This is a genomic window from Alkalicoccobacillus gibsonii, from assembly GCF_016798245.1.
GTDB classification, from domain to species: domain Bacteria; phylum Bacillota; class Bacilli; order Bacillales; family Bacillaceae_D; genus Alkalicoccobacillus; species Alkalicoccobacillus gibsonii.
Genome location: NZ_JAEUZA010000002.1, coordinates 549,753 through 576,172 on the forward strand (window position 1 = coordinate 549,753; position 26,420 = coordinate 576,172).

At 34.9% G+C, this 26,420-nt stretch carries 33 protein-coding genes; 19 read left to right on the plus strand and 14 right to left on the minus strand.

What is annotated here, in order from left to right; genetic code table 11:
• The first annotated feature begins 6 nt into the window (after positions 1-6).
• The 16 genes from JNO66_RS09495 to JNO66_RS09570 all read left to right on the plus strand — a co-directional run bounded on the left by JNO66_RS09495 (position 7) and on the right by JNO66_RS09570 (position 16,637).
• On the plus strand, positions 7-1,272 hold the full coding sequence (locus tag JNO66_RS09495) for a flippase (protein ID WP_203088003.1): 1,266 nt from the start codon (positions 7-9) through the stop codon (positions 1,270-1,272).
• Positions 1,272-2,099, plus strand: coding sequence for a phosphocholine cytidylyltransferase family protein (locus JNO66_RS09500; protein ID WP_203088004.1), 828 nt, complete (start codon positions 1,272-1,274; stop codon positions 2,097-2,099). Before JNO66_RS09495 ends, JNO66_RS09500 begins: the two co-directional genes overlap by 1 nt.
• A gap of 1 nt (position 2,100) precedes the next feature.
• Positions 2,101-2,988 (plus strand): glycosyltransferase family 2 protein, encoded by an 888-nt coding sequence (locus JNO66_RS09505; RefSeq protein WP_203088005.1) that lies wholly within the window; start codon positions 2,101-2,103, stop codon positions 2,986-2,988.
• Between the two features lie 14 nt (positions 2,989-3,002).
• Complete coding sequence (locus tag JNO66_RS09510; RefSeq protein ID WP_203088006.1) at positions 3,003-4,286, plus strand: O-antigen ligase family protein; 1,284 nt, start codon at positions 3,003-3,005, stop codon at positions 4,284-4,286.
• Positions 4,287-5,474: a CDP-glycerol glycerophosphotransferase family protein gene (locus tag JNO66_RS09515; protein WP_203088007.1), complete on the plus strand. Its 1,188-nt coding sequence runs from the start codon at positions 4,287-4,289 to the stop codon at positions 5,472-5,474.
• Between the two features lie 16 nt (positions 5,475-5,490).
• Positions 5,491-6,861 carry a glycosyltransferase gene (locus tag JNO66_RS09520; protein ID WP_203088008.1) on the plus strand — a complete coding sequence of 457 codons (1,371 nt, stop codon included), beginning with the start codon at positions 5,491-5,493 and terminating at the stop codon, positions 6,859-6,861.
• On the plus strand, positions 6,848-8,017 hold the full coding sequence (gene cps2T / locus JNO66_RS09525) for a beta 1-4 rhamnosyltransferase Cps2T (RefSeq protein ID WP_203088009.1): 1,170 nt from the start codon (positions 6,848-6,850) through the stop codon (positions 8,015-8,017). The genes JNO66_RS09520 and cps2T overlap by 14 nt, the downstream gene beginning before the upstream one ends.
• 13 nt (positions 8,018-8,030) lie before the next feature.
• Positions 8,031-8,933: a glucose-1-phosphate thymidylyltransferase RfbA gene (gene rfbA, locus JNO66_RS09530; protein ID WP_203088010.1), complete on the plus strand. Its 903-nt coding sequence runs from the start codon at positions 8,031-8,033 to the stop codon at positions 8,931-8,933.
• On the plus strand, positions 8,930-9,487 hold the full coding sequence (rfbC, locus tag JNO66_RS09535; RefSeq protein WP_203088011.1) for a dTDP-4-dehydrorhamnose 3,5-epimerase: 558 nt from the start codon (positions 8,930-8,932) through the stop codon (positions 9,485-9,487). Before rfbA ends, rfbC begins: the two co-directional genes overlap by 4 nt.
• A gap of 4 nt (positions 9,488-9,491) precedes the next feature.
• Entirely contained in the window at positions 9,492-10,511 is a 1,020-nt protein-coding gene (gene rfbB, locus JNO66_RS09540) for a dTDP-glucose 4,6-dehydratase (RefSeq protein ID WP_203088012.1), read from the plus strand.
• The gene (gene rfbD / locus JNO66_RS09545; RefSeq protein WP_203088013.1) at positions 10,504-11,361 is read left to right on the plus strand and encodes a dTDP-4-dehydrorhamnose reductase; all 858 of its coding nucleotides are present in this window, start codon (positions 10,504-10,506) and stop codon (positions 11,359-11,361) included. The genes rfbB and rfbD overlap by 8 nt, the downstream gene beginning before the upstream one ends.
• Positions 11,362-11,586: 225 nt before the next feature.
• On the plus strand, positions 11,587-12,279 hold the full coding sequence (locus tag JNO66_RS09550; protein ID WP_210340824.1) for a hypothetical protein: 693 nt from the start codon (positions 11,587-11,589) through the stop codon (positions 12,277-12,279).
• 68 nt (positions 12,280-12,347) lie between these two features.
• The gene (locus tag JNO66_RS09555) at positions 12,348-12,992 is read left to right on the plus strand and encodes a SprT family zinc-dependent metalloprotease (RefSeq protein ID WP_203088015.1); all 645 of its coding nucleotides are present in this window, start codon (positions 12,348-12,350) and stop codon (positions 12,990-12,992) included.
• Positions 12,993-13,172: 180 nt separating this feature from the next.
• Positions 13,173-15,587: an LPXTG cell wall anchor domain-containing protein gene (locus JNO66_RS09560; protein WP_203088016.1), complete on the plus strand. Its 2,415-nt coding sequence runs from the start codon at positions 13,173-13,175 to the stop codon at positions 15,585-15,587.
• A 61-nt stretch (positions 15,588-15,648) separates the two neighbouring features.
• Positions 15,649-16,257 (plus strand): sortase, encoded by a 609-nt coding sequence (locus JNO66_RS09565; RefSeq protein WP_203088017.1) that lies wholly within the window; start codon positions 15,649-15,651, stop codon positions 16,255-16,257.
• A 47-nt stretch (positions 16,258-16,304) separates the two neighbouring features.
• Positions 16,305-16,637, plus strand: coding sequence for a hypothetical protein (locus JNO66_RS09570; protein WP_203088018.1), 333 nt, complete (start codon positions 16,305-16,307; stop codon positions 16,635-16,637).
• A gap of 171 nt (positions 16,638-16,808) precedes the next feature.
• Here the strand turns inward: JNO66_RS09570 and JNO66_RS09575 are convergent, their stop codons facing one another.
• The 6 genes from JNO66_RS09575 to JNO66_RS09600 form a co-directional block, all read right to left on the minus strand.
• Entirely contained in the window at positions 16,809-17,144 is a 336-nt protein-coding gene (locus JNO66_RS09575) for a hypothetical protein (RefSeq protein ID WP_203088019.1), read from the minus strand.
• 18 nt (positions 17,145-17,162) lie between these two features.
• Positions 17,163-17,501: a hypothetical protein gene (locus tag JNO66_RS09580; RefSeq protein WP_203088020.1), complete on the minus strand. Its 339-nt coding sequence runs from the start codon at positions 17,499-17,501 to the stop codon at positions 17,163-17,165.
• Complete coding sequence (locus JNO66_RS09585) at positions 17,502-18,023, minus strand: hypothetical protein (RefSeq protein ID WP_203088021.1); 522 nt, start codon at positions 18,021-18,023, stop codon at positions 17,502-17,504.
• 32 nt (positions 18,024-18,055) lie between these two features.
• Positions 18,056-18,295, minus strand: coding sequence for a hypothetical protein (locus JNO66_RS09590; RefSeq protein ID WP_203088022.1), 240 nt, complete (start codon positions 18,293-18,295; stop codon positions 18,056-18,058).
• A 174-nt stretch (positions 18,296-18,469) separates the two neighbouring features.
• Positions 18,470-19,120 carry an SGNH/GDSL hydrolase family protein gene (locus tag JNO66_RS09595; protein WP_203088023.1) on the minus strand — a complete coding sequence of 217 codons (651 nt, stop codon included), beginning with the start codon at positions 19,118-19,120 and terminating at the stop codon, positions 18,470-18,472.
• A gap of 87 nt (positions 19,121-19,207) precedes the next feature.
• A complete protein-coding gene (locus tag JNO66_RS09600; RefSeq protein WP_203088024.1) occupies positions 19,208-19,447 on the minus strand; it encodes a hypothetical protein in 240 nt (79 codons plus the stop codon).
• 106 nt (positions 19,448-19,553) lie between these two features.
• Here JNO66_RS09600 and JNO66_RS09605 point away from each other — a divergent pair, with 106 nt between their 5' ends.
• The gene (locus tag JNO66_RS09605) at positions 19,554-20,324 is read left to right on the plus strand and encodes a hypothetical protein (protein WP_203088025.1); all 771 of its coding nucleotides are present in this window, start codon (positions 19,554-19,556) and stop codon (positions 20,322-20,324) included.
• A gap of 21 nt (positions 20,325-20,345) precedes the next feature.
• Positions 20,346-21,146: a sialate O-acetylesterase gene (locus tag JNO66_RS09610; RefSeq protein WP_203088026.1), complete on the plus strand. Its 801-nt coding sequence runs from the start codon at positions 20,346-20,348 to the stop codon at positions 21,144-21,146.
• A gap of 35 nt (positions 21,147-21,181) precedes the next feature.
• Here JNO66_RS09610 and JNO66_RS09615 read toward each other — a convergent pair whose 3' ends face one another.
• The 8 genes from JNO66_RS09615 to JNO66_RS09645 all read right to left on the minus strand — a co-directional run bounded on the left by JNO66_RS09615 (position 21,182) and on the right by JNO66_RS09645 (position 25,606).
• On the minus strand, positions 21,182-21,385 hold the full coding sequence (locus tag JNO66_RS09615; RefSeq protein WP_203088027.1) for a hypothetical protein: 204 nt from the start codon (positions 21,383-21,385) through the stop codon (positions 21,182-21,184).
• Between the two features lie 160 nt (positions 21,386-21,545).
• Positions 21,546-22,157, minus strand: a complete 612-nt coding sequence (locus JNO66_RS09620; protein ID WP_203088028.1) for a hypothetical protein — start codon at positions 22,155-22,157, stop codon at positions 21,546-21,548.
• Between the two features lie 154 nt (positions 22,158-22,311).
• On the minus strand, positions 22,312-22,401 hold the full coding sequence (locus JNO66_RS20580; RefSeq protein ID WP_246483256.1) for a hypothetical protein: 90 nt from the start codon (positions 22,399-22,401) through the stop codon (positions 22,312-22,314).
• A gap of 160 nt (positions 22,402-22,561) precedes the next feature.
• Positions 22,562-22,942, minus strand: coding sequence for a hypothetical protein (locus tag JNO66_RS09630; RefSeq protein ID WP_203088029.1), 381 nt, complete (start codon positions 22,940-22,942; stop codon positions 22,562-22,564).
• A gap of 151 nt (positions 22,943-23,093) precedes the next feature.
• Entirely contained in the window at positions 23,094-23,351 is a 258-nt protein-coding gene (locus tag JNO66_RS09635) for a hypothetical protein (RefSeq protein ID WP_203088030.1), read from the minus strand.
• Positions 23,352-23,667: 316 nt separating this feature from the next.
• Positions 23,668-24,012 (minus strand): hypothetical protein, encoded by a 345-nt coding sequence (locus JNO66_RS09640; protein ID WP_203088031.1) that lies wholly within the window; start codon positions 24,010-24,012, stop codon positions 23,668-23,670.
• 483 nt (positions 24,013-24,495) lie between these two features.
• Positions 24,496-24,687: a hypothetical protein gene (locus JNO66_RS20425; RefSeq protein WP_210340825.1), complete on the minus strand. Its 192-nt coding sequence runs from the start codon at positions 24,685-24,687 to the stop codon at positions 24,496-24,498.
• Positions 24,688-24,763: 76 nt separating this feature from the next.
• Positions 24,764-25,606: an SGNH/GDSL hydrolase family protein gene (locus JNO66_RS09645; RefSeq protein WP_203088032.1), complete on the minus strand. Its 843-nt coding sequence runs from the start codon at positions 25,604-25,606 to the stop codon at positions 24,764-24,766.
• Between the two features lie 132 nt (positions 25,607-25,738).
• On the opposite strand from JNO66_RS09645, the gene JNO66_RS09650 reads away from it, so the two are divergent.
• Entirely contained in the window at positions 25,739-26,239 is a 501-nt protein-coding gene (locus JNO66_RS09650; protein WP_203088033.1) for a DUF1643 domain-containing protein, read from the plus strand.
• Positions 26,240-26,420: the final 181 nt, after the last annotated feature.

Here is a 26,420-nt window from a genome sequence, read left to right on the forward strand (position 1 = left end):
GGGAAATTGTTTAAGGATAGTTTCTATATGTTTTTAAGTCTTACATTAAAAGCAATGTCCAGTATTGTTTTTTTTATTATACTTGCAAGAGTCGTTAATGTTGAAACTTTTGGTAATTTTATGTTTTATTACTCCGTTGCAACTATAGTCGTTCTGTTAATTGACTACGGTTATAGTATAACTCTTATAAAAGATTTGACAAAGAACCCAACAAAAACAGCTGAAATAATTAACATATCCTTCATATCAAAAGTAGTCTTATCGTCAATTATATTGATTTTTTCGGTATTTATATCTTCGGGGAATTATCTATTTACAGTAATTATTTTGGCTTTGACATTTGATTCGTTTAATCAATTTTTTTGTTTTGGATACAGGGCTATTGACAAATTTAAATTAGAAACAAAAGTAAGTACAATATCTACTGCTATACACGTTATAACTATCATTCCAATTACATTAATATCTAAGGACATTCAGGTAATAACTTTGACATTTCTTTTTACAAAATGTTTAGGTCTAATTTACTCACACTATATTTTTAGAAAAGAATATAACTTCAATAAGTTTAGACTAGTTAAGAAAAAGATCCTTCTAGGAACTTTAAGTACTAATTTCCCTTATATGATACATATTTTGATTGGCACATTGTATATGCAAGTAGATACAATACTAATTAAAAGTTTTTTAGGAGATGAGAATGTTGGGTTATATCAAGGACCAGCTAGAATATTAGCAGGAGGTATAATTCTTGTTAATGTATTTAATAGTGTCTTTCTACCAAGGTTTTCATCTGTAAAGGGTAACAAGAGTAAATTAATTAGTTTATCTAAAAAAATGCGACTTTACACGTTATCTTGTGGTTTTTTGATTAGCTCAATATTATATTTATTTTCATACAATATCATTACATTACTTTTTGGAATTGAATATGCCGCCTCTTCTAACGTTTTAAAAATAATGGCCGTTGTGCTAATGATAAGATTTTTTAGTTCACAATATGGCACAATACTAACTATTTCAAATAGACAAAAACTAAGAGCTGGAGCAGTTAGCGTAGCATTGGTAATCAACGCATTATCCAATATTATTTTAATTCCGCATTATGGTCTCGAAGGTGCTGCTATTTCACTATTAATAACTGTTTTATTTATTTTATTTATATATATGCTGCTAACATATTTTGAGTTGAAAAAATTATTGCTCGATAGATCGACCGTTATGATCTTAGTTTCATTTTTGACCTTAATTATACTTGAAAGGATGATTTGATGACAACGACTACTATTCTATTATTGGCTGGTAAAGGAACAAGACTTTTACCATATACTTTTGAGAAACCAAAATGTCAAGTTAGTATTGGCGAGACTACACTGGTAGACTATCAACTTGAAAAACTAAATAATTCGAATCTTCTAGAGAATCTACTTATAATAACTGGTTATAAATCAGAGAAACTAGATTATATTAATGGGAAAAAGATTCATAATGAACTATATGAAACAACTAACTTAGTATATTCTCTATATAAGGCAAGAAATGAATTATTAGAAACAGAAAGCGTGATAATTAGTTATGGTGATATTATTTATGATGATTCAGTCTTAAATAGATTGAATGAAGTAGAATCAGAAATAACAATTGTTGCAGATAGAAACTGGAGAGACTATTGGTCTAGTAGATTAGATAATCCACTTGAAGATGCTAAGGTGTTTAAAACTTCAAATGAAGGATCAATAATTGATATTGGAGGAGTACCAAACAAGTATTCTGATGCAGAGGCACAATACATAGGTCTTTCAAAGTTTCAAGGTAAAGGCGTTAAAAAATTAGTTGAAGCATTGGATTTTATTTTTTCTAAAGATGAAAAAATAAAATCAACTTTAAATAAAGAAAGTAATCAATTCGTTATGCATGATCTATTTAATTTGTTAGTAAACAATGGCGAGAGATTAATTCCTCTTTTTATTGAAGGCGATTTTATTGAAATTGATACTTCGAAGGATTATGAAGAGTTTTTAAAAGTATATGACTCAAGTAAAAGCGTTAGAGAGATGAGAATTGAAATAGAAGCAAATAATTTAACAAGGATTAAATAATATGAAAAGACCTAATGTATTTATTATTGTTCTTAACTGGAATGACTATGAATCAACAGTAAAATGTGTTGAAAGTTTGGAAAAGCAAACCTACGATAACTTTAGAATAGTTATTTTAGATAATAATTCTCAGGATAAATCAGGTGAACTATTAAGAGAAAGATTCTCAAATCATAAAATTATCTTAAATGAAAAGAATCTTGGATACACCGGTGGAAATAACATTGGCATTAATTATGCTCAAAAGTGTAATGCAGATTATATATATATTGTTAATAACGATACAATTCATGAACAGCGTTCACTTTTAGATAACTTTGTTGATGTAATGGAAAATGATAAGAAAATCGGAATTATAGGGCCTAAAATTGTCGATAAAACTTATGGTAATATTCAATCAATATATGATGGTTCAAGATGGTGGGATAAAATAGAGCATGAAATTGGACTTAATAGGGACAATTCAACTTTTACTCCAGTTTTAAGAATCTTAGGGTGTTCAATGCTCTTTAGAACAGAATTAGTTGAAAAAATCGGGGATTTAGATGAAGGTTTCTTTATGTATTCTGATGAAGATGATTTTTGCTTAAGAGCAAATTTAAATGGTTACTCAGTTATATATAACCAAAAATTTGAAGTGAAAAGAAATACTGATTCAGATAAAAAAACCTACAATAAAAGAAAAACATATTATTGTACTAGAAATAAGATACTTATGTTAAATAAAAATTTTAACGGGAAATTTTTGTGGGAAATGCATATTGCTAATTTATATGGAGAATTAAAGAATATTTTAAAAATACCATCATCTGATTTTAAATTGTCCCGAATCAAGGGACTTAAAGATGGATATTTGAATAAAAGTGGTAGAAATAAAAATATTCAATAAAAGGTGCTTATGTAATGAATATTTTATGGAAAGCTTTACTATACTTGTTACCTTTTCACTATCTGGTTTTTACTGTTCTACTTGGTAATATTCCTTTTTCAGGTTATTGGAAAGAACTAATATTAATAATATTATATGTGTTTATATTGTTGAGTTTTTTTAAGAGTAATAACTACAGAATTAGCAAATCTTCGCTTGTTCTTTTCCTATTTATATTAATTAATTTAACATATGTGATAATCGCAGATAATCCAAGTTATGCACTATATCATATGAGATTGTATGTAGAACCTATGATTGCGTATTACATTTATAAAAATATTAATATCAAAATTAGTGAATTAGTACCTTTGATAAAAGGTTTGTTCATAATTAGTGTAATAATATCTTTATATGGAATTTTACAAGCAGTTATTTTGAAATCAGACTTCTTAGTTAGAATTGGATATCCTTCTGAAGATGGTAGATTGAGTCATGTATTTTTCTTGAACGCAATAGACAATTTTCAAAGAGTAACCGCAACATTTGTATACCCAAATACTTTTGCTTACTACATTGCTTTAATATTAATTGTTTCATTTGCATATAGAAAAAAATTGTTCAAAAATACTTTAATCTATCAACTAGGAACGGCAATTTCCCTGATTGCTTTATTATTAACTTTTTCTAGAAGCACGTGGGTCTCACTTGTTTCTGTTATAGGGATATATGTAATAGTGAATCTAATCTATAACAAAAAGATTAAAATTAAAAAGATGCCTTTTTTATTTTCTGTATTTTCAATAGCTCTTGTAACTTTAATTTTTGATATATTTAAAGACTACGGTATCTTTAAAATTATCTCAACTTATGTAATACGGACAGTTACATTAGAAGATACATCAGCTGTAGGGCATCTAGATTCTATGGAAGCTTCTAAAGAATTAGCTTATGAGAATATGAGTGGATTAGGGTTAGGTAACAATGGACCAAAAGCACTTCAAAACTTTAATTATCCTAATTTAACAGAGTCAAGTTACTATCTGTTGTGGTTCGAATTAGGTTTACTTGGAATGTTGGTGTATATTGGTTTTATTGCTGTAATAATGTACTCAGCAATAAAGGGGTTAATAACCAAACATCAAAACTATTTTAAATTTAACTACTTTATTGTAATTCTACTAATAGTATTTACTTTAGTGAATTTTATATTTTTGCCTTATATTCAGGACGTGGAAATCCTAATCTTTCTCTTTGCATTAATTGGTATTTTTGCGAATGAGTTTAAAGAAAATAAAAATAATAAAGGAATTAGCTAAATGCTGCAAATTTTGAAAGTCGCTACTACTTCAGTACTATATTTTCTGTCGTATCTTATACCTGTAAAAAAGAATATATGGGTTTTTGGTTCATGGTTTGGGGAGAGATACTCAGATAATACTAGGTATCTTTACGAATATATAAAAGAAAATGAAGAATTTATAGAAGTGATTTGGATCACTCATTCTAATGAAATTAGAGAAGAAATAATAAGAAACGGTGGTAAAGCTTATTTAATTAATTCTTTTATGGGATATTGGTCTTGTTCAAGAGCTAAATATGCATTGTTGTCAACTGGAATTTATGATGTTACATGGTATGCTTTGGGCACTACAAAAAAAGTGCAATTATGGCATGGATATCCAACGAAGAAGGTTTGTTTTGACCATATCAAGTCTAGTAAGTACAATAGTTACTTATTAAATTCACTTAAAAAGTTTAGAGATAGAATCTTTCCAACATCATGTTCAACAGATATAGCATTTGTTTCAAGTGACTATGCAAAAAAAATAAGGATGTCTTCATTTAGACTCAAATATGATCAAGTATTTGTTGATGGTACACCAAGAGCGGATATCATTAATGGACACTTAAGTAGTGAATATATAACAAATCTAAAATCTAAACATACTAATGAGAAAATTATTGCTTACTTTCCTACGCATCGTGGAGAAGGTGAAGGGAATTTAAATGTTATTGAATTTCTAAATTTAGTAAAATTAAATGAGTATTTAAAAATGAACTCTATAATCTTTCTGATGAAGATGCATTTTTACCATTCTGATACAACTATAAACCAAAAACTTTCAAATATCATTTTCTTAGAACCTGAAATAGACATCAACTTCACTTTACCAAGTGTTGATTTATTAATAACCGATTATTCAAGCGTTTTCTGGGACTTCTTATCCTTAGATAAACCAATGATATTTGCACCTTTTGATTTAGACGAATATCTATTAGAGGATAGAAGTTTTCATGGTGATTATCTTAGCTTTACTCCAGGGCCTAAAGTTTATAATTATGAACAACTTATTAAAGAATTAGATAAATGGAGAGATGGTCTTGATGAATACAAAATTGAAAGAGCAAATTCGATAAGAGACCACCACAATTATATTGATGATCTTAACAGAAAAAGGATAACAGATAGATTAAAAAAGAGGGCTAGAATAAATTTAAATTAGTTAGGTTGATACTAATATGAAGATAATTCATTATACACTGGGAAATCCACCATTCAGGTCGGGCGGTTTGACCAAATATGCTTACGATCTAATATCTAAACAATGTGATGACGGAAATGATATTTCTATACTTTTTCCAGGTGCTATCAATCGTTCGAAAATGTTCATAAAAAAAAACAAAAGTTATAAAAAGATAAAAGTATATGAAATTTTAAATCCTTTACCAGTTCCTGTTATGAGGGGTATTAAGGCTCCAAAAGATTTTATGAAGTCTGGAAACATAAGTGTATATAATGATTTTTTTTCACTGATGAAACCAGATATATTACATATTCATACATTAATGGGTGTTCATGAAGAATTGTTAATTGCTGCAAAGAGAAATAATGTTAAAGTTATATTTACTTCTCATGATTACTTTGGAATATGTCCAAAAGTAAATCTATTTAATTATGAAGATAAAGTTTGCGAGGACTTTAATGATGGCTTAAGTTGTGTTAAATGTAACAAAAATGCGCCTTCCACAAAAAAAATACAAAGAACTCAATCCAAAACATATCGTCTAATTAAATCTTTAAAAATACTGGATAGATATAAGTCTAAACTAAAATTATTATATAGTAAAAAATTTGTTATAAACAATATTAATTCGAAACATAATATTGACTATACAAAATATGCGGTAGAATATGTTCATTTAAGAGAATACTATAAGAAATTATTAAGTAATGTGGACGTTTTCCATTTTAATAGTACAACTGCCAGAGATGTATATAGTAAATATATTAATCCTTCTAAAAGTAAAATAATTCCGGTTACTAATTCAGATATTTCGAAAAAACCGTGGAATAATTACCTTAATTTAATGATTAATTCAAAAGTTAAATTTGGTTTTATTGGTCCTAAAGGTGATTTCAAAGGGTTGCCAATATTATTAAAGAATCTTCAAAATGTTCTCGAACGTGGATATAATAATTGGGAACTTAACATCTTTGGATGCAGTGGTGAGTCTACCGAAAATGTTAAATACCACGGGAACTTTGATCCTAAAGATATAGATACTATATTTGAAAATATTGACTTACTCGTTGTACCGAGTATTTGGAAAGAAACCTTTGGGTTTACTGGTTTAGAGGCTTTAGTAAGAGGTATACCAGTTGTAATTTCTGAAAACGTCGGAATGAAAGATATATTAGAGTATAATAAAAAATTAATTTTTCGAATAAATGACTTAGAAGAATTAATAATCTCTATACTTAAAGACCCGACTAAAATTAACGATTGGGCTGCTGGAATTCAATTATCTGAAGAAATATATTTTGATAATCATAGTTTAGAAATAAAAAAACTATATGAAGAGGTATTAAATAATAATGAAACAAACTGATGTTTTTATAATAGGCTCAAAAGGTATACCTGCTAAATACGGAGGATTTGAAACATTTGTCGAGTATTTAACAAAGATGAAAACGACAAACGAAATTAACTATCATGTAGCATGTATATCAAATTCTAATAGTGAGTTTCAGCATAATAATGTGAGGTGCTATAATATAGAGGTTCCAAACACTGGAAGTTCAAGGGCGGTTCTTTATGACATTAGAGCTCTTAAGGCAACTATAAAATATATTGAAGTTAATAAATTAGATAATGCTATTATTTATGTTCTAGCTTGTAGAATTGGACCATTTATAAAAAAGTACAAAAAAAAATTACAGAAGTTGGGTGTTAAACTTTACGTTAATCCAGATGGTCACGAATGGAAAAGAAGCAAGTGGAGTTTTCCAATCAGGAAATACTGGAAACTATCTGAAAAATTAATGGTCAAACACTCTGATCTTTTAATATGTGATTCTAGAGGTATAGAAGAATATATTAAACGTGAGTACTCTTTATATAATCCTAAAACAACGTTTATCGCATATGGTGCCAACGTTATTTCCTCAACCATGAAAAATGATGATCAGATATTTTCTAATTGGAAAAGGAAACATAAGATAGTGCAAAATGATTACTTTTTAGTAGTAGGCAGATTTGTTCCTGAGAATAATTATGAGCTTATGATAAGTGAATTTATTAATTCAAATAGCAAAAAAGATCTAGTTATAATTACTAATGTTGAGGAAAATGATTTTTATAATGACTTGATTAACAAAACAAATTTTAATTTAGATAATAGAATTAAATTTGTGGGGACTGTGTATGACCAAGAATTACTTAAAAAAATCCGTGAACAAGCTTATTGCTATATACACGGTCATGAAGTTGGCGGTACTAACCCTTCACTACTAGAAGCACTGGCATCTACAAAATTAAATCTTTTGTTGGATGTTAATTTCAATATAGAGGTTGGAGGTAATGGAGCAATCTACTTTAACAAACAATTTAAAAACTTGTCTAAGCAAGTAGAATTAGCAGATGCGCTTTCAACGGAAAAAATAATTGAACTATCAAATAAGGCTAAAAATCGGATACTCAATGAGTATTCCTGGGAAAAAATCGTATCAGAATATGAAAGTTTATTCTTAAGAAATAAAAATTAATAGGAGGCTACTTATGAAAGGCATAATACTAGCAGGTGGAAGTGGCACAAGGCTATATCCTTTAACTCGATCCGTATCAAAACAGTTATTACCAATCTATGATAAACCAATGATCTATTATCCGTTATCTGTATTGATGCTGGCAGGTATTAAAGAGATTCTTATTATCTCCACGCCTGAAGATACACCAAGATTCGAACAGTTATTAGGCGATGGTGAATCGCTAGGACTTACATTGAGTTATGCTGTACAACCAAGTCCGGATGGTCTTGCTCAAGCTTTTATTATTGGAGAAGATTTTATTGGTGATGACTCTGTAGCTTTGGTATTAGGCGATAATATTTATTATGGACATGGCTTTACTAAAATGCTTGAAAGAGCATCAAGTCGATCAAATGGTGCTACTGTTTTTGGCTATAATGTTAAAGATCCAGAACGTTTTGGCGTAGTGGAATTTGATCATAGTGGAAGAGCTATTTCTATTGAGGAAAAACCTAATCAGCCTAAGTCTTCGTACGCTGTAACAGGGCTATATTTTTATGATAATGATGTAGTAGATATTGCAAAGAATATTGTTCCGTCTGAGCGAGGAGAGCTTGAAATTACTTCAATTAATGAAGCTTATCTTCAAAGAGGTGACTTGCATGTTGAGCTCTTAGGACGTGGCTTTGCATGGTTGGATACTGGAACGCATGAATCTCTGCTTGAGGCATCGACATTCATTGAAACGATTGAACAACGTCAGAGTTTAAAGGTCGCTTGTTTAGAAGAAATTGCATATCGTAAAGGATATATTTCGCGAGAACAACTCTTACACCTAGCAGAACCTTTAAAGAAAAATGAGTACGGGAAATATCTAATTAAACTTGCTGATCAAATAGAAGTAGACGTTTTAGTAGGGGGCTTAAAAGGATGAAAAAAGTTGAAACAAAGTTCGAAGATGCATTCCTGCTTGAGCCAAACGTATTTGGAGATCACCGTGGATTCTTTATGGAGAGCTATAACAAGGATACATTCACCTCTTTAGGAATAGATATAGAGTTCATACAAGATAATCACTCATTATCTCAATTAGCTGGTACTTTAAGAGGATTACATTATCAACTTGCACCTAAGGCTCAAACCAAATTGGTTCGAGTTACTAGTGGAGCTATTTACGATGTGATTCTTGATATTCGTAAGGGGTCATCTACATACGGTCAATGGCAAGGGTTTATATTAACTTCTGAAAATAAACGACAATTACTAGTGCCAAAAGGATTTGCACATGGTTTTTGTACATTGACACCTGATACAGAAGTACAATATAAAGTTGATGAACTATATTCCCAAGAAAACGATCGTGGTATTGCTTGGGATGATCAAAACTTAAATATTGACTGGCCCGTTTCAGAGCCAATCTTATCAGATAAAGATAGCAAACACCCTTTGTTTAAAAATGCAGACAATAACTTCGAGATAGGGGAATAAGTAAATGAACATATTAATTACTGGTGGGGCTGGATTTATAGGAAGTAACTTTGTTAAATATATGGTACGTAAATATCCAACTTATCAATTTCTGAATGTAGATCTTTTAACTTATGCAGGTAACTTAGAGAACTTGACTGATATCGAAGAACATACTAATTATAAATTTGTTAAAGCGGATATTTGTGATAAAGCACTAATTACAAGTCTTGTTGAAGAGAATAAGATAGATACCATTATTAACTTTGCCGCTGAATCACATGTAGATCGTAGTATCAGTAACCCAAGTATTTTCGTTCAAACTAACGTAGTTGGAACTCAAGTACTTTTAGACGTAGCGAAGGAACAAAATCTTACTAAATATGTACAAGTTTCCACAGATGAAGTATATGGTTCTTTAGGTAAAGAAGGCTACTTTACTGAGGATACACCGTTACAACCAAACAGCCCTTATTCATCAAGTAAAGCAGGCTCAGATTTATTAGTTAGAGCCTACTACGAAACATTTGGTTTGAACGTAAACATTACAAGATGCTCAAATAACTATGGTCCACTTCAATTCCCGGAAAAATTAATTCCATTAATGATCTCAAATGCACTTGAAGGGAAGCCACTTCCTGTTTATGGTGATGGGCAAAATATTAGGGACTGGCTGCATGTAGAAGATCATTGTTCAGCCATTGACCTTGTATTACATGAAGGTGAATCGGGAGAAGTATACAATGTAGGTGGTCATAATGAACGTACAAACATCCAAATTGTCGAGACCATTATTGAAGCGCTAGGTGCTTCTAAAGACCTTATCACTTACGTAGAAGATAGATTAGGGCATGATCGTCGTTACGGAATCGATCCAGAGAAATTAACGTCTGAACTTGGGTGGAAGCCTAAATATACGTTTGAGACAGGTATTAAGGAAACGATTCAATGGTATTTAGATAATCGTGAGTGGTGGGAGCGTATTAAGTCCGGTGACTATATGGACTATTATGCTAAACAATACGAAGGTAAACTAAATGTCTAAAAAGGTCTTAATTACAGGGGCTGGAGGACAATTAGGTAATGATCTTGTTAAGCAATTTGCTGAGCAAGGCTACGAAGTATTCGGGTTAAATCGAGAAGAACTTGATATCACGAATCAAGAGAAAGTAAAAGAAGTTTTTACTGAAATTAAACCAGATATAGTAATTCATTCTGCAGCCTATACAGCAGTAGATAATGCAGAAAACGATCAAGAATCTGCATTTCTAATAAATGCAATAGGTAGTAGAAATATAGCAATTGAAGCGGATTGCTGCGGATCGAAGTTGGTATATGTTAGTACTGATTATGTTTTTAATGGTGAAGCTAGAGAACCTATTAATGAATTCGAAGCAATCTCGCCTTTAGGCATATACGGGAGATCTAAACTTGCAGGTGAACAATACGTAAAAGATTTAAGCAATAAATTTTTTATCGTACGTACTTCCTGGGTGTTTGGTTTGAATGGAAACAACTTTGTAAAAACGATGCTTAAACTATCAGAGCAGAAAGATGAGCTTGGTGTAGTAAGTGACCAAGTAGGAAGCCCTACTTACACAGTTGATTTGGCACATGTTATTAATGAACTTGTCAAAACTGAAAAGTACGGTACATATCATGTGGCAAACAATGGAAGTTGTAGTTGGTATGAGTTTGCTAAAGAGATATTTAAATTAAGTAATAAATCAGTAAAAGTAAATCCTCTAACATCTGAGGAATTTCCTAGGCCAGCTAAAAGACCGGCTTACTCAGTGTTTGACCAGATGAATTTGAGGTTAAATAATATTAAAGAAATGCCTCATTGGAAAGATGCATTAAAGAGATTTCTTCAAGAGTATAGCACTACTGAATGATAATCTAGTAAAAAGCCCCTCATATTAAATGAGGGGCTTTACTAGATACGGTGACAAAATAACGAGTTACCCTCTCAGGCAGTCTCACAAGAATTAATTTTGGTACGTTTTTTCCACTGAGTTTTATAGTATAATTTGGATAATTACAAGTTATTAAGACCTGTTATTTTGGTGGCCTCTTAGTCTAGTGGGGTGAACATATATATGCATAGGTTTTTCTGGAGAATGGTTCATAGCTGGTGGTTGTCACTGTCACTCGTTCCGTTTGGATTAACTAGTTTTCTTGCTTTTTTCTATGTTGGGTTTATGGCAAGGCGTTTTAGATGGAAAGTGTATGGTGTGTTGTATACCTCAATTCTATTCCTCTTTTTTTTTGCCCCTACCTCCGGAACTTGGAGTATGGTTTTATTGATTAGCTGGGTCATTTCCATAGTCCATCTTTTTGTGATTCGAGCCCCTTTTTTAGAAGCATTGGAACGAACAAACCGTAAGAAAAGAAAGCGAACAATTAAGAATTCGAAGCCTGTCAATAAATGGAAAAAGAGAACAGTGAGGCCCCCAATTAAGCCGAAAATTGAAGTTAAGCCGGAAGTGTCTATTCAACCAGAAGTCGCAATCAAACCTTTGACGATTGAAAGAAACGATACTAAATCCCCTGTGTTTAAAAGGGACCTAAGGGAACAAGCAACTACACCTAAAAAGAATATCTTCAATACAAAAGAAAAACGCTTGCGAAAGGAACTACACGTGCACATTCTCACGCACTCTAGCTCATTAAGGCTGATAAAGAAAGTCTTTGATCAGACAGGGACACTGAACCATATGATCTTAGTGAGTTTAAAAGAAAAGCTCATTAGAACTCTTAGAACAACTGATGAATTCAATCAGTTTTCCGATCGTGAATTGAATCCATCATAGAAGATGAGACGAAAAAGATTCTAAAAAGCAAAGAATTTCATTCGAATTATATTAGGGGACTTGTTTAGATGAGTGAGAAGATGCTTAACACTTACGATGAAGCGAAGCAGCTGTTTGCAAGCGGTACACTTACATATAACCCGATGTCTGATCAAAACCTCTTCTCGAATGCGCGATTCAAGATTAAGGTTAACGGAAGGCTCGATCATTTTACACAGAGTACTCTGTACGAAAACTATAACCGGATTGCAGAGAATTTGAAGGTATATCCTACAGTCTCCATCTATCCTAGAAGTTACGAACTTCCAGGTGGAATGGGTGGTTTCTATCATCCGGATCGGAATCATATTGAGCTTCTTGACCATTATTATTTAATTAGTATTCTTTCACATGAAATGAGACATGCTCATCAATACATTTATTATCCGGATTTATATTATGCGACTTCGTATACTTCTGCTAGTGAGTATATTGATTGCTTCGTTGAACGAGATGCGAGGGCTTATTCAATGGATTATTGCCAGACAGATAAGTTCTGGGAGGAAATCGATTCATTAAAAGAAGAAGAAGACAAATATGAACGAATTTTAACGAATACCATTTCTGCATCAGAAGCAGGAATGAATGAAGCGTATTTTAAAGAGAATCCTTCCGTTGGTATGAGTGTCCAAGAAATTATCACACGCTGGAACACCCTAAGAGAGATAATGTGATTGAGTTTAAAGTGAAAAGAAGGAGACGGTTCTGGAGAAGGTAATTCATTCTAAACATCAATTGGTAAATAACTAAAAAATATACTTTAATATCCCGATATTATTAATGAAATGGAATATAGAATTGGTAGAATTCTAATATTTAATATTACATCAATGAACAACTAGGAGATGAACTATTTGAAAAAAGCAGCAAAACTTACAGTAGCGACTTTACTAGCCTTAGGACCAGTTGTAGCACCACTATCTGCAAACGCAGAATCGGTGGAAGGGGTGGAAATTGAACCGGTTGAGCAATTGGATAAAGGCGAGAATGAAGAGATTGATGAGCAAGCAGAAGACCTTGAAGATGATGTGGACGCTAAGGAACTGATAGAAGAAGTTGATGAAGAGTTTCAATCTGAAGAAGAACCACTAGAACAGTTAGAAGAATTAGAGTTTGAGATTATTGAAGATGAGATTCACCAAGAGGAAACAGATGAAGATACATATATCAAAGATGGCGAATATGAAGAAGAACTTCTGCCTGCGTCCGAGCAAGAGATTGATGGTGATAATTTCTTAGAGGACAAAAATGTACGTGTTTATGTGATTGAAGAGCTAAAAAATAATAAAACTCTTAGTTGGGATTATCCATATGACGGTATAGTAACTGAATCCATGCTACATGATTTAACGTCATTGCATATCGGTTCTACTTATTCTGTTGATAACACTGTTGATTTATCGTTTTTGGCGCATACTGAAAACCTAACTCATCTAGATTTAGAAGGTGTCAAAGCAAAAGACTGGTCTCCTTTAAAAAATAGTAAGAATTTAACTTCATTTGGTTTGATGGGTGTTGAGATAGATAATCTTGAGTTTTTACGAGGAAAATCTATTAATGAACTTTATATAGAATCGATTGTAAAAGATTGGTCTGTTCTTAGTGAGATGACGTTAACAACTTTTTCAGCTAAGTACAGTAATTTTAAAGATTTAGATTTACTTCATTCGAATGAAAGTCTAACTAGTTTAGATATCAGGCATACAGATGTAAAAGACATTCAAAGTCTCGTCCGTTTTAAGAATCTTGAAGTGTTAGCGGTTGGAGGAGTGGTCAAACAATCTGATTTAGATATGATTGCTTCTATCAATAGTCTTAGATCACTAAATGCGTCTGAGTCTAATCTAACAGATGTAAGTATGTTCGCTAATACAAAGCTTACGGACATCATACTCCACCACAATCAAATTTCTGATATTCGTGCTTTGTCTCATATTGAGACTATAAAGATGAACAGCCAGGAAATAACACTAGATCCTGTCATGATGGATGATGATGCAACTGAACTAACAATTGAGGATCCAATTAAGGGTACTGAAAGTATGTTTATGTTGGATGATGACTCACTGACAGTTGAAGGAATTAAAAAAGGTCAATCAGCTGCCTACGTTCGCTTTGCACTATACGGCCCAAATGGCAGTATCTTTGTTGGGGTAATAACGGTACCACTAGTTTGGGGAGACGAGGAACTTGAAGAAGAAACAGAAGAGGAAGAAGCCGTCACTCCTGTAGCACCAAAAGTGAAACAAGCTACGTTTGTTAAAGCATCTAGCGCAGATAAAGTAGCAGTAGAGGTGGAAATAGATGGTGACGTATCAGAATTTGATAAGGTGATTGTTACATTAAAGAATAAAGAAACAGGTCACACTGTCACTTCTGAAGGGACCATCCGGAAAGAAGCCGTAGCAAGCGGAATGTCCATCGCTGGATTACGTGTAGGCTTTTTGGCTCCATTTGCAGCTGAGGTTGTAAATGAGCGTTATGTCATTGAGTTTGATCGCACTCAGTTTAATCCAGGTGAGTATGAAATTGCTGCCATCTCTTTTGTCACATCAAGTGGTGAGTCTGTAGGAGGGTCTGAGCTACCAAGTGGTGGTGAGACTAGTACGGTTATTGTAGAGGATATTGAGGTTGAGATTCCTGTAGAAGAGGAAGAAGACACTGATTCACAGGAAGAGTCTGAAGAAACACCAGTTGATAATGGAACGGAAGATGGTGCGGATGACGTTGTAGAAGAGGGTCCAGAAACGGATAGAGAAGACTCCGATGAGGCATCAGCCGAAAATGGAACGGAAGAAGGACCAGACGACTCTATAGAAGAAGGTAGTAATGAAGCAGGCAAAGATGATGAGCCTGACAGTGAAACACCAGTAAGCAACGAGGATGGCCAAAAGCCTGAAGAGAATCAATCAGATCGTGATATTGAGGATACGAATGAGTCAGGTACTGACGTAAGTACAAATCCAACAGATGGCACGAAGGTGGAATCAGGTCAGAAAACAATTGAATCGGTTGAAGATAATGAGAGCACGAAGGATGCCATTAATCCAACAAACGAAGAAAAGAAACCTGAATCTACAAAAAGTGATCTTGTGCTGAATACAGATTTAAAAGATCAAAAAAATACTTCAGAAGTAAAAGAACAAAACAAAGAGAGCTTACCGCAAACAGGTGAAGCATATCCAGTGTGGATGACTGTGCTAGGTATTACTGCATTGCTTGGTGCATTAGGCTTATCAGTCGGTCGTAAAAAGCGCAAGGAAGCGTAAAAGGTAGAGTCCATCTCTAGGGTATCCTAGAGGTGGCTTTTCGTAGAAAAGAGGATAGTCTGTGATAAGAAAACTATTCATTGTAATGTTAGTTATAGTTGGGGTGAGCTTGCTGCTTTATCCAAAGCTAGAAGCATTCTACTTTGCAGGAGAACAAGCGGATTTAGTGAAAGAATTTGAGCTGCTATCATCGATTGACGTCGATGAAAATGAGGATCATACGCTTGATGTGTCTAATAATGGGCTGCAAGGTATTGGAGACACGAGTGTGGTGGGTATCCTGAGACTAGAAGCAATTGATCTGGAATTAGCGATCTTTGAAGGAGCTAGTAACGAAAATTTGGACAGAGGATTAGGAAGTATCACAAGCTTTGATCAAGTAGGAACATCAAACGTTTCCATCGCAGGACATCGTTCAGTTACGGACGGAAAACTATTTAACCGGCTGGGTGAGGTAGAGCAAGGTGACACGATCGATGTGATCTCTCGTTATGGTCAGTATGTATTTGTCGTTGATGACGTGTTTGTTGTCCACCAATCTGATGTAAGTGTTCTAGAGGATACTGGGGAAGCTGTGGTGACTTTAGTAACCTGTACCCCAATTGGAGCGAAAGACCCTGAGGATCGATTAATTATTAGAGGGAGTTTGATTGAGACATTTGGGATGTAATACGAATTTATAACATCTTAAACTCTAAATAGTGTGGTGGAATTTTAATGACACAATGTATTTATATCGCTTCACCAGTTAAATTGCCTAAAGGAAATGTCGAACGATCTTCAATGATAGAAAAGTATACAACAAATGAAATGTCTTCGTACTTGTTCTTTGAGAATAACTATAATGATCTTCTAAAAAGAAAGGAATCGTTAAGTATACATTTTTCTTATGATTACCAGGTTTCCGCTGAAACGAACGCGTTACCTTTAAGATTTCAGGAAAAAGGAACAATTGAAGAAAAGATATGCTTGGATATCTTATATCAGTATTTGAACCACGCTCTACAAGAAAGTGGAGTATTAGAAATGTTTACATGTTTAAGTGGATAAGAGAACTTAGAGATAGCAATAAAAAAACAACTTAAATGGGATGATATTAAGGATCTTTACGATTTAACCTTATTAGATCGTGAGTTTCTTACAATAACACTCTAGTTAAAAAGGAATGAAATGTAACAGAAAAACAAATAACCTCTCATCAAATCTGAGAGGTTATTTGCTTTATCCAAACTCTCTAAGAGTCATTTTAGCATTAAACCGTTGTTGACCTATGCTGTGATCTTTAGAGAGTCTTCTGAGAATAGCAATTGAGTGTTTTTTGCGATGGTTCATTTGTATGGATATCACACTTGTCCAAATAAGAACACTTGGATTTGTTTCATTCAAGAGGTTGTCTACAATAATAGGACCATTTACTGGGTCACGTTTGATTTTCTCAAATAAGGTAAAGAGAATCTTAGATGACTTGTTCCCTCTTCTATAGTTTCCCGTTTCCTCTGTTTCCTCATGAATTAAAGCATGCTTAATAAATGTTTCTTTCACTCTATCTAGGTCCATCTATACCGCCTCCAGAGCTTATGACAAAGGTTCTTTGGTCATACTCTTTAACTGATCTTTTAAGATATGATCTTTAAGTGAACCATTTGTCTTTAATAGTCTTTCAGGGAAATCCTCCGAAATAGGTTTAGCTCCACTTGCTATCCAAGCGTTTCTGTAATGAGTATATAGTTCTTCCTTTGAATAAATAATAGGTTCATTATTCTCATCGTGATCATCGTCATCTACTCCAAACTGAAACCCGCAACAGGAACAAATGTCAAAGCTGCTACAACCAAATGTATCGTATGGAGGCTCATCTAAACCTGGATATCCACAAACAGGACATCTGTAGAAAGTTCTTATGTTAAGATCCATTTACGTTTCTTCCATTCGTAATGTTTTCATCGGCAGCCCTGACTGTTTTCTTTTATAATACAAACTGAATCGCTCATATACCGAGAAGATGGCCCCACCAATCACTCCTGCACAAATGAAACGTAACACAAAGTAAAGCAAGTCGATGATGAAAAAAGGATTCTGTTCCATCCATGCGTTAGGGATACGGAAAAAAACAATCATGATGGGCACGACTGCCATACATACTAGAACCAGAGACACCCAATATCCTACTTTTAGCTGTGTGACTGCTCTTTTTTGTTTACTAGTCTGCCGCACGATAGGTGTTTCTTTTTTATCGCTTATAATATCAAAATAACTACCTAACCATTCCAATTCTATTCGGTCAACCTCACTAAAGGTTGTTGCCTTTAAATCAAGACGTTTTCGTTCTCCTAGGTCGTTCTCGATCACAAGGTCTTCTGTGTACTGCATTTGTTTTACCACATACGATTTGCCTAATGTAAAGTGTTCTAGTTGTTTAATATTCTCTAGCTGCATGCATTGCATCCTCCTGAATTCCAAACACTACCCTAATCGCTTTTCATTTTACTGAGTTTATAACTAGCTGCTTTATACGCAAGATAAATGAAGTACATAACGTACCCTACAAGAAAACTAATCCCTACGTTTTTAAATGCTAAGCCAAACTCATTAAATGTAATAAGGCTCCATAAGAATGGTAGGATCTCATATGTAAGTGCAGCCCCTGCTCCAAGAATGGAGGGAGCTAATATAAATGTGAAGAAAAAGGATTTAAATGTATCAGCCATACAATCTCCTTAATTTAAATAAAGTGTTTCTTTGATACTATCACTAATTGCTCAGTTCTTTTCTAATATTATTCTAAATTATGAAGAGCAAAATCGTGTCTCAATGTAAAAAGGACAACTCATTTTTCTTTGAAATGAGTTGTCCTTCGTATTTTTATCTAAATGGTGTATTCATTACAATCCCGTCAACCTCGCCACAACTGGATTCACATAAAATAATTCATACCCCTCTGTGTTCGGGTGAGTACCGTCCTGGTTAATGGTGTAGGCATTATTCATTTCTTCTATATGTGTGTTCAACCCGCCTTCAGTATACAGATCAACGTACGGAATACTCCACTTCCGGCAGATTTCCAGTGCTTTGTCTCCGAATGCAATTTGCTTGTCTGCCTCTCTGGATTTCATATTGTGAGGACGGACATAAAGAACTTTGGCGCCGAGCCAGTTTGTTTTAAATTTTTTACAAATGGATTCAAATCCTCCGCAGAATGTGCTCTCATCAAACTCGTTGTTGTAGCCTTCTGTTATTTCTCCAAGTGGAGCATTGCGTGATCCAACGATGTCATTGGTCATACCGTTGAAAACGATGTAGTCAGCTTTTGCGCCTTCGGAGAGTGCTTTTTCAATATGGATATGTAGGTCATTTTCGAATTCTGGGATACTTGTAATCGTTGCGCCGCCTCTTGCATAATTGGTGTAGGGCAAGGATAGTTTGTCTGCAGCCATTGTGGCGAATGATTTTAGGTTATTTTCATTACCGTGTGCAATGCTATCTCCGAAGATGAGGAGATGTTTTGATGAGAAGTCGTGAGTAGATGATGTCATGGGTGTACCCTCCAAGTTTTAGTTAAGCGTTTACATATCTTCTTTTATTCGCTATGGTTAGACAAAACCCTTCTACCTGTTTGAAATTTATGGATTGGCAAAGAAGATGTATCCGAAGAAAAAGTACAATAGTGGTATGAGAAGTAGAACTGCATTTATTGCGACTAATAACCACTTATGCTTTTTGTTAATGAGGCTCAGGATCACTGAAATTAGTGTGATTGAAAACAGTGGAGCAGCTACGGGTTCCATTTCGATTAGTATGTTCCACAGGGAGATTGCGTAGATTAGAGACAGAATCGTCGTACAAGTTGTCAGCAAATACATGATCCATTCCTCCTTATCCGTTACACTGTACTTACAGTGTAGTTGGTTGTGTTAGAAGTAATCAAGATATTTTTGATGGCGCTTTCTGAATGAGGGGTTGAATGTAATGAAACCATTTATGCATATCTCTGCGGACGATATTATTACAGTATTTGAGGATTTAGCATGTCATTCATCAACCTACACAAGTATGTTCGATCAACCGGTTTTATCTTTCTTAAGAGACATGCATCTTCAATACGGCATGGTGCATAGTGGATATGTGTTTTATGAGTCGGCAGATCAATCATTTGATCTTACTCAGGTTCCTGAGAAGTATGCGAGAGAGTTCCAGGAACATGTTCATTGGTTGAGGTGGGGGTTTCATGCGGAGAATGTGCGGTCGCGCTATGAGTCTGCTACGTATGATCAGGTGAAGAATGATTACGCGCGAGTTCTTAGGGAGTTAACCCGAATTACTGGAGGGGCAGCTGCGATTGATCGTGTTGTGCGCACGCATTTTTATGAGGGGAATGCGGAGGCAGTTTCAGCGTTTAAGGATCATTCCGAACATGGTGTGAATGGACTGCTTTCTGCAGAGGACAATCGGCATAGTTATGATCTAGGTGCAGAGCAGCGTGATGAGTTGAAACGGTACGGGCGAATGAGGGATCAGGCAAGGGATCTTACGTTTTATCGAACGGATATGCGTCTGGAACATGTCCCAGATGTGGAGGGTCAGCTTAAGCTGTTACAAGCTGCAGAGAAAGACTTAATCATTTTTACGCATGAGAAGTACTTATTTACAGAAGAAATGAAAGAAAAGATTAGACTGTGTTGTGAATTTGCGGTGGGGAATGGCTACCGATTTGGTTTTCCGATGGATGAGATCGACTAATAGATGAGGGGATGAGACGCAATGAAAGTAGATCTTGTTTTGTTTATGGGGCAGTCGAATATTGCAGGAAGAGGGAATGCGGAGGAAGCACCAGGTGTGGCGGAAGGGCATGGATATGAATTTCGTGCGGTTACGGATCCGACCAAGCTCTATCCCTTGATTGAACCTTTTGGTGTAGCTGAGAACAAGGAAGACGGCATTACGGAGACGATCAAGACGGGATCCTTGGTTTCAGCTTTCGTAAATGAGTATTATTTAATTACTCAAATTCCTATTGTAGCAGTGTCTGCATCAAAGGGTGGGAGTTCAATTGATGAATGGCAGCCGGGCACACCTTATTTAGATGATGCGATTAAACGGCTTCGTACTGCGAAAGAGTGGCTAGGTTCAAATGGCTATGAGACTAGACATGTATTCATGGTGTGGTGCCAGGGAGAAACGGATGCGCTTATGCCAAAGAGCGATTATGTGTCGAAGCTTACAAACATGATTGAAGAGATGCTTGTGCATGGAGTGGAGCGCTGTTACATGATTCGCATCGGGAATAAAGAAGGGACGGACCTCTATAAGTCGATGATTCAGATTCAAACGGACTTTTGTAATACATACCCACATGCAACGCTGGTGTCCACTCTCTATGCAGGAATGACTTCGGATAAATTGAACCTGATGAAAGACGATGGAATTCACTACACACAGGAGGGGTATAACCGAGTTGGAGTCGAGGCTGGGAGGAATGTGGCCTTTCATGTGCAGAATCGGAAAGAGCCTGTAATGTATGATCCGGAGTATGGAGGGCTTTATTTTTCTTGTAAGAGTTGAAGAAAGATATCTGGTATGAATGTCTCTAATACGTATCATTTTACTTGGTGTCTGCCTTTGAAGATCACAAAGAATATGATTAAGCTAACGAAAAATGCTACAAGAGCAAACCAAGCTACAGTTGTGGAGACAGGTATTACATCTAAGAAGGCTAGAATAGCAATAATTGGCATAACCATTATGCTGGTTAAAATACTCATGTACCGTGAATGATGTGCTCTCTGTTTAAAAGAAGCCATTTGATCTCCTCCTAAGATATATCTTAGTATGTCGTTACCCTTTTTATTGATTATAAAACAAAATATGTTTCTAATTCCATAAATGTGGGAGAGTATTCCGAGGGGGTTTTACAGTGAAACACCATCAGCTAAAACGGCTGATGGTGTTTTTTTCTTGTTATTATCTAAAGTAAAGACTTAACACATCCATAGAATCTAATTGCCCCCAATTCAAGTACTTTATAAGGAAGTCTCTTCCTTCGAGTAGATAAGATTTCTCATCCATTTCAATTTGATGATCTTGTGTGATGTCCCATTTTTTTAAGGTTGATTGATAGCTTCCATCTCCCAGGATATGCGCTCTATAGATCTCACTGAACTTCTTTATACCTGGATTTTTAGCCAAAAAGTCTTCTGATAAATCTATTAAGGAATGAGCTAAATGTCGAGGTGTGTTCGCATCAATCAAAATAATAAATGCTGATTTATGAGGTAATTGTTTCATTACATCAGCTGGAATTTGATCATATTGTATTTTTAATGGTAATGGCAAAGAATTGTCTTTGATTGCTTTTTTTACAGGTGCAATTTGTAAATGAGCAGCAGCTAAATAGCAATTAATGGCCAAACCTTGTTCATTAAGTAAGTGAGCGATCTTACCTAATCCTACGTAACTCATGAGATCATGAGGGTTATATTCTAGAGCATCAATATAACACTGTTTTGCTTCTTCAAACTTCCCTTGTCTTTTAAAAGATACGGCATTTGTTATAAGTTGATCCACAGCTGTCATCTATAACGCTCCTCATTTATATAATAAATACACTCATATATTTTATGATTTATGAGAATTATGAATGAGATGGGGTGAGCCAATTACGTTAATGAGTACATGATGAAAAGACACGCCATTAGGGTTAGTTGGGTTTTCTTTTTGGTGGTGGAGCTTAGTTATTAATAATTCGCAGTTTTGACCGACTACGCAAGTCCTTGTTCTTGATGGCTTTCAAAATTCCAGTGGCAACATCGGTTAACATGAGAACTAATAATAAATCCAAAAAACTTAACAGGCTTAAACAAGTACGGACGTGCTACCTCAAGACTTTCCCAGTTTAGATAGAATGATATTTGCTCCATAATGCTCCCCTTTTCTCTGCATAATAAAAAGCACCCCATTTGGGATGCTTTATCGTTTGTTTATTTCTGTTTTTTACGTAATCTAAACTGTAAAAGGTTTCCCCCAACTTTAGCATCAATTTCTTCGTAATTTTTATATATTGAAAACACCAAAGCGATTCCACCGACTGTTATAGCGGCACTAATCGTTGCAGCTGTAAGTCCACCTGTCGCAGCACCTGCAATAACTGTCGATACTGCCATTGATGAACCAAATGTAAACGGAGCAGCTGCAGCCCCAGCTCCAACTGCAGCACCTAAGATGATTACACTTTTTTTGCTTAGATTTTTAATTTGTTCGGCTTTCTTTAAGTCCTCGGCGAGCTTTCCAATCACTACGAATTCTTCAACTTTCATTTTTTTAGCTTTTTTTAATTGTTCTTTGGTACGGATTGTTAACATGGGTACCATTCTCCCTATAGTTTGATAGGATAATAATACCATAGGATGTAGTTTCGCTTTCAAATTCAGTAAAAATTAATTAATCTTATGTCTCTTCTTTGCATAATAAAAAGCCCTCCAACTGGAGAGCATTAAATCATATTCATAATTCTTAGACCGTTTTTTTTGATTCGTCGTAGAGTTTCCCTAATCTAACCCAATCAACTCTAATATCCCCATCAGGTAGTCGGAAGAAAGGTTCCGCCTTTACAAGGACATCCATCTTACCTAACTCCAACAATAAGTTAGATAATGAGACTTTATCCTCAGCTGTAAGTCTGTAATCTTCAAACAATTGATTTGTGTATCTTATATCTTCATCTTTCAATTTCTCGAATACGTAAATCATCAGCTCGTCCTCATTCAACACATCCACGCTCCTTTATATCATATGTTTTATTTTATGACACAAAGCGCTAAATTATACTACATTAATAGAATAATATTAAAGCTATAAACGAGGAGCAGTTTAATTTTGGTTCGTTTTTAAAATCTACTTCAATTACGTTAGATCTTTGATGATCTCGTTCCTCTTCGGTTTTAGGGACAAAATCACTTCGTTCCAGTTCTTGTTGCTTATAATAATATATGTTCTGAATCACATCGCCAGTATTGATCGTGATTGCTATTGCTGACAGACCCAGTATTGTTAAAACCACCTGCCCAACAAATTTAAGTAAACCTATTTATTCTTTTCTATCTTTAGGTAACAAATAAATTATTTCTTTAACTAAAGAATTATGTTTCGCTTCAGATTCAAATTGCTCCAAATCAACTTGTTCATTTATGACTTGTATTGATAAATTCTCTAATTGACGCAAAGCAAATCGTGTGGCTGCAGGAGCAGATCTTACTTTAATATTTCCTTCAGTTACTGCAAAAGTGCCTTCAAGAACATCGGCAATACCACCGCACCTCGGGCATGATGAAATTATATTGTTTTTTAATGTTGTTTGATGAATATATTCACTATTGAAAAGTGATGCCAAAAAAAACTTACAACTTCTACAAATAGCTGGTATATTCGCCATAAGTCCCCCTTTTTTTCTAAGGATACCGAGAAGGGTTACTTATTTCTAGATTTTTTTTCTTGATGAACAAATCTCAAAGACCATTCACAATTAGCAATGAGAATGAAATTAAACCAAGAATAATCACTATTGATCCATCCACTTCTCTCACTTCCCTCCATAATAAAAAGCTCTCCATGTAGAGAGCTTAATTAATTTTAAACTAATTTCTTTTTTAATAAATAGACATCTGTGCTTGTTTTCTCTGTAATTCCGTCGTCACCTCGAAAAGCTACAGGTACTGAATTAATTACTTCTCATCCATCTTCGGCAAATTTGTTAAGATCTTTTACCAACTCATCATTTGCAAATGAGCCTATTCCGTTAACTCGTTTCATGTATTGCGATTTAGAACCATAGAAACCAAAATCCCTTACATTGGTTATAAAGTTTTATCCATTACCCTCAATTATATAAAACATGTTAGACGTGTACTACTATAGCTCATCCCTTTTGAACCATGTGATAATATTTTTCATCACCAATCAAATTCACCCTTGTCTGCCCCTGCACCTCAAAGCTAGCAGGAGTGGACTGATCACTATGAATAAGGTTTAACTCTCGTTTTAACGTAACAGTCTGCGAGTTAGCATCGTTAAATTGTTTCTGAGTTTGCGCCAACTGTGAATTAAACAACTATATAATTTGCTAAGAAAACATTACTTAACCTAAAAACCCACCACCCAACAATCCGTCAGGTGGTGGTAACGATTTATTCTTCAACTAAAGCTGTTGAACTCGCATAATCAACTAAGATCTCAAACCAGTAACTATACCCCAAGTCATTTGGATGAACTTCATCAGCCAGAAGCTCGCTTACGTCATCCACACCTTCACTTTCCATTCGCTCTTCCATTCCTGAATACACGTCAACGTAATTCAGGTTCGTTTCTTCGGTTATTTCATCGAGGTAATTGTTATAGTCCTCATAGGAATAGCCTATGAGATTAAGGTCTTCTAAGGCTGTGATATTTGAAGATTGGATAATAATTAACGTATCTGGCAGGTTGTCCTCAATTTCTCTCACTAGATACATGGTGTCGCTGCCCGTTTCTTCTGGTGAGAAATTAGATTCATAGTTCGGTATAACAGGTGGTTCGATTAATACCACGTCAGGATTGGTTTCGATCACTTCGTCAACTAGGTTCTCGTTAACCAGCGTTCTCGATGTAGCTCCGTTCTGCCCGTTATTTTCAAGTGTAATTGGAGAAATGTCTTCCTCTTCTTCAAGGTGATTCACAAACAATCCGCTCCAATGACTGCTATCATCCGTTGCTCTTTCTCCTTCGGTCACACTACTACCAAACACAGAGAGTACAATCTCCTCTTTTTCAAGAGACAGAAATCTCAGATAGTCGATTAAGCTGTTCATTTGATTCGATTCTACTTCGTCTCGTTGATTTTGCTCTTCGTTTTCCTCTTCCTTCATCTGTTGCTCATACGCAACTCGTGATTCTTCTGCTTTCTTGCTCATATTATGTTCGTTGATCAAGTACATCACCGGAATGGAGCTTAACAACACAACAACCAGTATGGCAAAATAACTATTTTTCATAACATCCCTCACACCAAGTCTATATATCTATCATCATACGTTATGAAAGGGATTATTTCTACAACTCTTCTTCTTTTTACCATCTTAGATGAATACAATCCATCATTAGCTGTAAAAGGAGATGGTAGTTAGATGACCTATATTTCAACAGATGCCATTCTGGATCCGACTGGAACCTATCGTTATCTTTTAAGCCGAGTGTGGAAGAACAATACGGGTAAGGTCGTTTTTGTGATGCTGAATCCAAGCACGGCGGATGGAACGGAGGATGACCCGACGATTCGTAGATGTGTTGGGTTCGCGAAGTACTGGGGGTATGGTGGACTTGAAGTAGTTAACTTGTTTGCATTGCGTTCAACCAAACCTGAACACGTCTTCGTTCATCCGGAGCCTGTGGGTACGGAGAATGATGCCGCAATCTTAGCGGCTGTACATGGGACTGATCTAATCGTGGCTGCCTGGGGGACAATGGGGAATCGGATGCAGCGGGATCGGGCGGTGTTAGAGTTACTTAAGGAGAAGGAGGTTTATTGTTTGGCGACTACCCGTGATGGACATCCGAGGCATCCTTTGTATGTGAGGAGGGAGCAGGAGCCAGTTTTGTATGGATCGGTTTTTGATACAGAAACATAATTGTTTGATATTTATATTATTGGGTTATATGTTAAATAAAGTAATGGTGGAGGTGAGTGGTATTATGAGTACGCTGACTTTTGACATCTTTATTTATTTTCTAATCGGAGTTGTGGTCTTTTCATTAGCGATGCTAACTTATACGACAGTTAAAAAGAAAAAGTGATTAAATGGAAGGAGG

Bases quoted from the DNA above. Each gene is read 5' to 3' on its own strand.
- JNO66_RS09500 (WP_203088004.1), top strand. From the start codon at position 1,272: ATGACAACGACTACTATTCTATTATTGGCTGGTAAAGGAACAAGACTT.
- JNO66_RS09505 (WP_203088005.1), top strand. From the start codon at position 2,101: ATGAAAAGACCTAATGTATTTATTATTGTTCTTAACTGGAATGACTAT.
- JNO66_RS09510 (WP_203088006.1), top strand. From the start codon at position 3,003: ATGAATATTTTATGGAAAGCTTTACTATACTTGTTACCTTTTCACTAT.
- JNO66_RS09515 (WP_203088007.1), top strand. From the start codon at position 4,287: ATGCTGCAAATTTTGAAAGTCGCTACTACTTCAGTACTATATTTTCTG.
- JNO66_RS09520 (WP_203088008.1), top strand. From the start codon at position 5,491: ATGAAGATAATTCATTATACACTGGGAAATCCACCATTCAGGTCGGGC.
- cps2T (WP_203088009.1), top strand. From the start codon at position 6,848: ATGAAACAAACTGATGTTTTTATAATAGGCTCAAAAGGTATACCTGCT.
- rfbA (WP_203088010.1), top strand. From the start codon at position 8,031: ATGAAAGGCATAATACTAGCAGGTGGAAGTGGCACAAGGCTATATCCT.
- rfbC (WP_203088011.1), top strand. From the start codon at position 8,930: ATGAAAAAAGTTGAAACAAAGTTCGAAGATGCATTCCTGCTTGAGCCA.
- rfbB (WP_203088012.1), top strand. From the start codon at position 9,492: ATGAACATATTAATTACTGGTGGGGCTGGATTTATAGGAAGTAACTTT.
- rfbD (WP_203088013.1), top strand. From the start codon at position 10,504: ATGTCTAAAAAGGTCTTAATTACAGGGGCTGGAGGACAATTAGGTAAT.
- JNO66_RS09550 (WP_210340824.1), top strand. From the start codon at position 11,587: ATGGTTCATAGCTGGTGGTTGTCACTGTCACTCGTTCCGTTTGGATTA.
- JNO66_RS09555 (WP_203088015.1), top strand. From the start codon at position 12,348: ATGAGTGAGAAGATGCTTAACACTTACGATGAAGCGAAGCAGCTGTTT.
- JNO66_RS09570 (WP_203088018.1), top strand. From the start codon at position 16,305: ATGACACAATGTATTTATATCGCTTCACCAGTTAAATTGCCTAAAGGA.
- JNO66_RS09575 (WP_203088019.1), bottom strand. From the start codon at position 17,144: ATGGACCTAGATAGAGTGAAAGAAACATTTATTAAGCATGCTTTAATT.
- JNO66_RS09580 (WP_203088020.1), bottom strand. From the start codon at position 17,501: ATGGATCTTAACATAAGAACTTTCTACAGATGTCCTGTTTGTGGATAT.
- JNO66_RS09585 (WP_203088021.1), bottom strand. From the start codon at position 18,023: ATGCAGCTAGAGAATATTAAACAACTAGAACACTTTACATTAGGCAAA.
- JNO66_RS09590 (WP_203088022.1), bottom strand. From the start codon at position 18,295: ATGGCTGATACATTTAAATCCTTTTTCTTCACATTTATATTAGCTCCC.
- JNO66_RS09595 (WP_203088023.1), bottom strand. From the start codon at position 19,120: ATGACATCATCTACTCACGACTTCTCATCAAAACATCTCCTCATCTTC.
- JNO66_RS09600 (WP_203088024.1), bottom strand. From the start codon at position 19,447: ATGTATTTGCTGACAACTTGTACGACGATTCTGTCTCTAATCTACGCA.
- JNO66_RS09605 (WP_203088025.1), top strand. From the start codon at position 19,554: ATGAAACCATTTATGCATATCTCTGCGGACGATATTATTACAGTATTT.
- JNO66_RS09610 (WP_203088026.1), top strand. From the start codon at position 20,346: ATGAAAGTAGATCTTGTTTTGTTTATGGGGCAGTCGAATATTGCAGGA.
- JNO66_RS09615 (WP_203088027.1), bottom strand. From the start codon at position 21,385: ATGGCTTCTTTTAAACAGAGAGCACATCATTCACGGTACATGAGTATT.
- JNO66_RS09620 (WP_203088028.1), bottom strand. From the start codon at position 22,157: ATGACAGCTGTGGATCAACTTATAACAAATGCCGTATCTTTTAAAAGA.
- JNO66_RS20580 (WP_246483256.1), bottom strand. From the start codon at position 22,401: ATGTTAACCGATGTTGCCACTGGAATTTTGAAAGCCATCAAGAACAAG.
- JNO66_RS09630 (WP_203088029.1), bottom strand. From the start codon at position 22,942: ATGTTAACAATCCGTACCAAAGAACAATTAAAAAAAGCTAAAAAAATG.
- JNO66_RS09640 (WP_203088031.1), bottom strand. From the start codon at position 24,012: ATGGCGAATATACCAGCTATTTGTAGAAGTTGTAAGTTTTTTTTGGCA.
- JNO66_RS09645 (WP_203088032.1), bottom strand. From the start codon at position 25,606: ATGAAAAATAGTTATTTTGCCATACTGGTTGTTGTGTTGTTAAGCTCC.
- JNO66_RS09650 (WP_203088033.1), top strand. From the start codon at position 25,739: ATGACCTATATTTCAACAGATGCCATTCTGGATCCGACTGGAACCTAT.